Below are 7,015 nucleotides of genomic sequence, written 5' to 3' on the forward strand. Positions count from 1 at the left end.
CACCGGGGGAGGGCCGCGGCCCCGGCCTGCCACGGCTCACACGGTGGTGACCCGCCACTGCTGGTGCCCGCCGGAACCGCAGGCGTACTGGATCAGCCGGGCGTTGTCGGCGGTGGACTCGTCCGACACGTCCAGGCACATGCCGGAGTGCCGCGCGATCAGCTGGGAGTACCCACCGCCCGCGTCCGCGAGCCACCACTGCTGAGCACTCGCCCCCGTGCACGGCGTCTGCACCACCGCCGCGCCGCCGGCGGCCGAACCTCCGGAGGCCGCCAGGCACAGCGAGCTGTGCCGCGTGATCAGCTCCACGTAGCCGCCGCCCGCGTCCCGGAACCAGAACCGCTGGTTGAGCCCACCGGTGCAGCCGTACTGGATGGCCTGCGCGCCGATCGTCTGGGACCGGCCGGGAACATCCGCGCACCTGCCCGAGTGCCGGGCGGTCAGCGTCCGGTACGGGCCGCCCTCGCCCCGTACCGTGCCGGCCGCGGTGTCGATGACCAGCTGCGGGGACCAGCTCATGGTCATGGTCCGGGAGGTCGGGAACGTCAGCGGCAGCCACACGTAGCGCGAGTCGTTGACCCGGCCGCCGAAGGAGTTGCCCCAGCGGTCCCCCAGGTAGAGGTAGGACGTGGCCGCACTGCCCTCGACGGTGAGCACGTACGCCGTCTGCGAGCCGAAGGCGGTGCTGTCCCCGATGTCCGCCATCGCGCTCCAGGGCCCGGCGAGCGAGGTGGCGGTCGCGTACTGCTGCTGGTTGGGGCTCCAGCCGGTGGCGCCCGAGGTGAGCATGAAGTAGACGCCGTTCCGCTTGAAGAGCGCGGGCGCCTCGCGGTGGCCGCCGGGCCAGGGGTTGGCCACCAGTTCCGCGGCAGCGGTGTAGTCGGCGGTGAGCCGGTAGATGTGCAGGTCGTAGTTCTCCCGGGCGGCGGAGACCATGTACCCGGTGCCGTCGTCGTCGACGAAGGCGGTGATGTCGCGGGACATGTGGTCCAGCGGACGGAAGCTGCCGCGCCAGGTGTAGTCGCCGTCCACGGTGTCGGACACCGCGACCGCGGCGCGCGCCTCGGCGTAGTCCTGGTCGTTCTCCTTGTGCATCCACATCACGAACTGGCCGGTGGCCCGGTTGTGGATGACCTTCGGCCGCTCGATGTTGGCGGCCCGCAACTCCGGCGCGGACGCCTGCGTCAGCACATGGTTGCGGAACTCCCAGTTCTTCAGATCGGTCGACCGGTAGGCGGAGACATAGCGGAAGCCGTTGCTGTTCTCCTGCCGGTTCTCCCCGAACCAGTAGTAGTAGCCGTCCACTTCGATCACCCCGCCGCCGTGCGCGTGCACCGGCTGCCCGGTGGGATCGGTGAACTGGGAGCCGTTCAGCACCGTCACCGGCGCGGCGTGCGCCGGGGAGACGGTCAGCAGCGACAGCAGCAGTCCGGCCACGACGGCCGGCACCATCCGCCACGCGGCGCGCGCCCCGCTCATATCTCCTCCCGGAGCACCGAGAAGTGCCGCACCGTGCCGGAGAGGCCGGGCAGTTCGCGCGGGGCGCTCCAGGTGCGCAGCCCGTCCCGGCTGTCGCTGTAGCGGTACGCGCCGTCCCGGTAGGCGTCGTAGTACAGCCGCCACCCGCCGCCGTCCAGCGGCACCAGCGACGGGCCCTCGACCCAGCTGCCCCACCCGGCCCAGTCGCCGGTGCCCTCGACCGTGTAGGGGCCGGTGAGGGCCGGTGCGGTGGCGTGCTCCAGATATTTGGTGGTCTCCTGCTTGGTGATCGCGTGGTACGTGCCGTCCACACGGATCACACAGGTGTCGATGTAGTTGGACCCGTCAAGACCTGCCATCGGCTGCGGCTCCGTCCAGGAGGTCAGGCTCCCGCCGGTCGCGGTGAGCACGTGGGGGGTGAACCGGTGGTCCCCCGTGGTGTCCAGGGAGACGATCACATGGATGCTGCCGTCCTCGTCCCGGAAGAACTCCGGTGCCCAGGTGCGGACCAGGCCCGGCACCCGCAGCCGGTGGTCACGCAGATGCCGCCAGCGCAGCCGGTCCCGGCTGCGCGCGAAGCCGATGGTGTCGCCCTCCCAGCCGGTGGTGTACACGAGGTAGTAGTGACTATCGGTGTGCCGGAGCAGGCTCGGGTCGCGCAGCAGTCCGGCGGGCGGGGTGTAACCGGCGCCGGGCAGCGGCGTGTAGTGCAGCGCGTCGGCCGACTCGGCCACCAGCAGGCCTTCCGCGCCGCCCTGGGTGAAGGCCGCCATCGTGTACCGGTAGCCGGTGGACCCGGCCGGCGCGACCGGGCCGTCCGGGACCGGCTCCCCGAAGTCGGGGGTGCCGTCCGGGTGCCGGCCCAGCGGCTGGATCCGGGTGTGCCGGTTCGGGTCCTCCAGCGGATCGCCGACGATGTCGCGGTAGTTCCGGGCGTGGTAGACGAGGATGTCGGTCGCGCCGTCCTCCGCGACCGTGAAGCTGTTGTGGCCGGGGCCCCACTGGCCGTTCCGCTCACTGCTGCGGAAGACCGGCCGGGGACTCTTCGTCCAGGAGGCCGGATCCAGCAGATCGGCACCGGCGTCGGCGGTCAGCAGACCCATGCAGTAGTGCGCGTCGGTGGCGCTCGCCGAGTAGGTGAGGAACACCCGGCCCGCGCGCACCAGGACGGCGGGCCCCTCGTTCACCTTGAAGCCGACGGTCTCCCAGTCGAGTTCGGGATGGCTGATCTCCACCGGCGTGCCGGTGATGGACCACGGGGTGTCCATGGCGGCCAGGAAGAGGGAGGTGTTGTTCTCCCGCTGCGGATGGTGCTGGGCCCAGGCCAGATAGCGGGTGCCCCGGTGCGCGAAGGTGGTGGCGTCCAGCGAGAAGCTGTCCCAGGGGGTGCGCAGCCGGCCCAGCTCGCTCCACATGCCGGTCAGCGGGTCGGGTGAGACGTTGCGCAGGACGTACATGCGGATCGCCCACGGGTCCTCGGTCCGCCCGGCGGCGAAGTAGACGTACCAGGCACCGTCGATGAAGTGCAGTTCCGGCGCCCAGATGTGAGCACTCATCTCCCCGCTCCCGTGCCGCCGCCAGATCGTGTGCTCCGGCGCGCCGGCCAGCCCCTGGAGGGTGTCGGCGCGCCGCAGCACGATGCGGTCGTACGCGGGGACGGTGGCGGTGAACCAGTACCGGCCGTCGGTGTGCCGGGTGATGTGCGGGTCGGCGCGCTGCCGGATCAGCGGATTGATGTACGACGCGGCGGGCTGCGACATGTCCGTAACGGTAAGGGGATCGCCCCTCGGGCGGGAGACCTCCCGGGAAGCCGAGAACTTGCGAAAGCGTAAGAAACCGGACGGACGGCTGTTAATCTGCGCCGCAGCAACCGCTTGCGGAAAGGACGTTCGCCATGACGCACGGCCCGATACGGCCGACCTCCACAGCGCACGCCCGGCTGCGGCCCGCCACCGAGGCCCGTATCACCGGCGGCTTCTGGGCCGCGCGGCGGCACACCAATGCCGCTGTCAGCATTCCGCAGGGGCCGCACCAGCTGGAATCGGCCGGGAACCTCGGTAATCTCCGGGCCGCGGCCGGCGCGGCGGACACCGAATTCACCGGCGACTTCCCGTTCCAGGACTCGGATGTGCACAAATGGCTGGAGGCCGCCTCCTGGCAGCTCGCCGACACACCCGACGAGGAACTCGCCGCCGCCACGGACCGGATGATCGGCCTGCTGGCCGCCGCGCAGGAGCCCGACGGCTATCTCCAGACCCACTACCAGGTGAAGCACCCCGGCCGCCGCTGGCAGGATCTGCGCTGGGGCCACGAGCTGTACTGCGCCGGCCATCTGATCCAGGCCGCGATCGCCCACCACCGGGCCACCGGGCGCACCGCGCTGCTGGAGGTGGCGCTGCGGTGCGCCGCGCACATCGCGGAGACGTTCGGCCCCGGCCGCCCGGTGGACGCGGTGTGCGGGCACCCGGAGATCGAGACGGCACTGGTGGAGCTGTACCGGGAGACCGGCGAGCGGCGCTGGCTCGACCTGGCGGCGTACTTCGTGGAGCTGCGCGGGCACGGCTCGCTGGAGCCCGGCTTCGAGCGCGGCGGAGCACCGGTGACCGGCAGCGCCTACTGGCAGGACGAGGTGCCGGTGCGGGCGGCGCGCACGGTGACGGGGCACGCGGTGCGGCAGCTGTACCTGCTGGCGGGGGCGGCCGATCTGGCCACCGAGACCGGGGACGCGGAGCTGCGCGAGGCCCTGGAGCGGCTGTGGTCGGCCATGGTGCGCGGCAAGACCTATCTCACCGGCGGGGTGGGCGCCCGGTACGAGGGCGAGGCGTTCGGCGACGCGTACGAGCTGCCGCCGGACCGGGCGTACGCGGAGACCTGCGCGGCGATCGCCTCGGTGCAGTTCGGCTGGCGGATGGCGCTGCTCACCGGCGCGTCCCGCTACTCGGACCTGATCGAGCGCACCCTGTACAACGGGTTCCTGTCCGGGGTCGGACTGGACGGGGAGCAGTGGCTGTACGTCAATCCGCTCCAGGTCCGCGAGGGGTACGAGGCCCGGCCCGGCGACCAGAGCGCCCGCCGCACCCCGTGGTTCCGGTGCGCGTGCTGCCCGCCCAACGTCATGCGGCTGCTGGCCTCGCTGCCGCACTACGTGGCCAGCGGGGACGGCACCGGACTGCAACTGCACCAGTACGCGGCCGGCCGGTACGCGGCGGGCGGCGGGACGGTGTCGGTGGCCGGTGACTACCCGTGGGACGGGCGGATCGCGATCACGGTGGACGAGGCACCGGCCGGTCCGTGGACGCTGACGCTGCGCGTTCCGCCGTGGGCCGGGAGCGTCGGCCTGGACGGGGCCACGGTGGAGCGGCCGGCGGACGGCTGGCTGCGGCTGCGCCGGACCTGGTCGGCCGGGGAGCGGGTGGAGCTGCGGCTGCCGCTGGAGGTCCGGGTCACCGTGGCGGACCCCCGGGTGGACGCGGTACGCGGCGCCGTGGCCCTGGAGCGGGGGCCGCTGGTGTACTGCCTGGAGCAGACCGATCTGCCGCCGGGCGTGCGTCTGGACGCGCTGGAGCTGGATCCGGAGCAGGTGCCGGTCGCCGAGCACCGGCCCGGCCTGCTGGGTGGCGTGACGGTTCTGTCGGCGCGCGGCCGGGTCCGGGAGACGGCCGGTGGTGAGGCGGAGTGGCCCTACGGGACGCGGGCGGGCGCGGAGGAGGCGGACGGCCGGGTGGGCGATCCGGCGGGCGATCCGGTGGAGTTGACGGCGGTGCCGTACCACGTCTGGGCGAATCGGGCGCACGGTGCGATGCGGGTGTGGCTGCCCCGGGTGGGCGGCGGCGACCGGGCCGGCGGACGGACCGCGCGGGGGCGGTGAACCGGGCCCGTACGGAGACGACTTTCCGGTGTCCGCCCAGCGCTGTGCGAAAGGCGCGGGCGCCGGCCGGGCTTCCGGTCCGTGCTTCCGGTCGTGCTCCCGGACGTCCCTTCCCGGGCACGCGCTTCGCGGCGGGGCTCTTCCCCGGAACGGGGCGGTCCTTGACCGTGGGAAGCGCATCCTGCCAGGTCACCGTGGCGACCGGCCGATCCGGAAGCACCCGGACGTTTCGCCGGGCCAGGTGCCAGGGGCAGGAGTTCGCGTGGTCCGTCCCGCAGCGGCGGCCGGAGGGCCGACACTCGCCGTGATCGCCCGGGAGGCGGGGGTCCCGGTGCCCACCGCCTCGAAAGTCGCCAACGGCCGGGAGGACGTCGCCCCCGAGACCCGCCGCCGGGTCACCGAGGTGCTGGACCGGCTCGGCTGGGTGCGCCGGCCGCTCGCCGAGATGGCGGGTACGGCGCTGCGGCTGCTGCTGCGGAGGGTGGCGGGCGAGCGGCCGGAGGGGGTGCGTACGGAGCTGTCCACCCGGCTGGTGGTGCGCGACTCCACGGCGCCGCCGGGGGGCCGGGCCTGACCGCCGCCCGGCACGGGCGGGCGGCCGGGCCCGGCGCGCGGGTCAGCCCCGCACGCCCAGCAGGTGGTCCATGGCCAGCTGGTCCAGCGCCTCGAAGGCCATGCCGCGCTCGGCGGCGGCGTTCACGTCGAACTCCTCGAAGGCGGAGACGTCCGCGAGCAGCGACGCCGGGGTCTCGCCGGGGTTCAGCGTGGGCTGGGCCAGCTCGTCCAGGCGGGCGGCGCGCAGCGCCTCGGCGACCTCGGGGTCGGCGCGGAAGGCGGCGGCCCGGTCCTTGAGGATCAGGTAGTTGCGCATGCAGCCGGCGGCCGAGGCCCACACGCCGGAGATGTCCTCGGTGCGCGGCGGCTTGAAGTCGAAGTGCCGCGGCCCGTCCCAGCCGGCCCGCTCCAGCAGGTCGACCAGCCAGAACGCGGCGCGGGTGTCACCGGCGCCGAACCGCAGGTCCTGGTCGTACTTGATGCCGTTCTGGCCGTTGAGGTCGATGTGGAAGAGCTTGCCCGACCACAGCGCCTGCGCGATGCCGTGCGGGAAGTTGAGCCCGGCCATCTGCTCGTGGCCGACCTCGGGGTTGACGCCGAACAGTTCGGGCCGCTCCAGGCGCTCGATGAACGCCAGCGCGTGGCCGACGGTGGGCAGCAGGATGTCGCCGCGCGGCTCGTTGGGCTTGGGCTCGATGGCGAAGCGCAGGTCGTAGCCCTGGGAGACGACGTACTCGGCGAGAAGGTCGAAGGCCTCCTTCATCCGGTCCAGCGCGTCGCGCACGTCCTTGGCCCCGCCGGACTCGGCGCCTTCCCGGCCGCCCCAGGCGACATAGGTCTCGGCGCCCAGTTCGACGGCGAGGTCGATGTTGCGGATGGTCTTGCGCAGCGCGTAGCGGCGCACGTCGCGGTCGTTGGCGGTGAAGGCACCGTCCTTGAAGACCGGGTGGGTGAAGAGGTTGGTGGTGGCCATCGGGACCTTCATCCCGGTGGTCTCCAGGGCGCCCTTGAAGCGCTTGACGATGGCGTCGCGCTCGGCCTCGGTGGCGTCGAACGGGATGAGGTCGTTGTCGTGGAAGGTGACGCCGTACGCCCCCAGTTCGGAGAGCCGGT

4 protein-coding genes and 1 pseudogene are annotated in these 7,015 nt (G+C 72.9%); 2 read left to right on the top strand and 3 right to left on the bottom strand.

The genetic code is table 11. The annotated features are described in order from the left end of the window. Positions 1 to 36: 36 nt before the first annotated feature. On the bottom strand, positions 37 to 1,479 hold the full coding sequence (locus tag ACFV5N_RS22545) for an RICIN domain-containing protein (RefSeq protein ID WP_385602767.1): 1,443 nt from the start codon (positions 1,477 to 1,479) through the stop codon (positions 37 to 39). Then, positions 1,476 to 3,239: a family 43 glycosylhydrolase gene (locus tag ACFV5N_RS22550; RefSeq protein WP_385602770.1), complete on the bottom strand. Its 1,764-nt coding sequence runs from the start codon at positions 3,237 to 3,239 to the stop codon at positions 1,476 to 1,478. The genes ACFV5N_RS22545 and ACFV5N_RS22550 overlap by 4 nt, the downstream gene beginning before the upstream one ends. A gap of 134 nt (positions 3,240 to 3,373) precedes the next feature. On the opposite strand from ACFV5N_RS22550, the gene ACFV5N_RS22555 reads away from it, so the two are divergent. Together ACFV5N_RS22555 and ACFV5N_RS22560 are read left to right on the top strand one after the other, a co-directional pair. Next, entirely contained in the window at positions 3,374 to 5,347 is a 1,974-nt protein-coding gene (locus tag ACFV5N_RS22555; RefSeq protein WP_385602773.1) for a glycoside hydrolase family 127 protein, read from the top strand. A 262-nt stretch (positions 5,348 to 5,609) separates the two neighbouring features. Further along, positions 5,610 to 5,792 (top strand): annotated as a pseudogene (locus tag ACFV5N_RS22560) (LacI family DNA-binding transcriptional regulator); the annotation flags it as partial. A 171-nt stretch (positions 5,793 to 5,963) separates the two neighbouring features. Here the strand turns inward: ACFV5N_RS22560 and xylA are convergent. Then, a partial coding sequence (xylA, locus tag ACFV5N_RS22565) for a xylose isomerase (RefSeq protein ID WP_385602776.1) occupies positions 5,964 to 7,015 on the bottom strand: 1,052 nt, incomplete at its 5' end.

This window comes from Streptomyces sp. NPDC059853 (assembly GCF_042731495.1).
Lineage (GTDB): Bacteria > Actinomycetota > Actinomycetes > Streptomycetales > Streptomycetaceae > Streptomyces.

What these genes read in the sequence shown, in the direction of transcription:
- ACFV5N_RS22545 (WP_385602767.1), bottom strand. Translation starts at nt 1,479, where the DNA reads ATGAGCGGGGCGCGCGCCGCGTGGCGGATGGTGCCGGCCGTCGTGGCC.
- ACFV5N_RS22550 (WP_385602770.1), bottom strand. Translation starts at nt 3,239, where the DNA reads ATGTCGCAGCCCGCCGCGTCGTACATCAATCCGCTGATCCGGCAGCGC.
- ACFV5N_RS22555 (WP_385602773.1), top strand. Translation starts at nt 3,374, where the DNA reads ATGACGCACGGCCCGATACGGCCGACCTCCACAGCGCACGCCCGGCTG.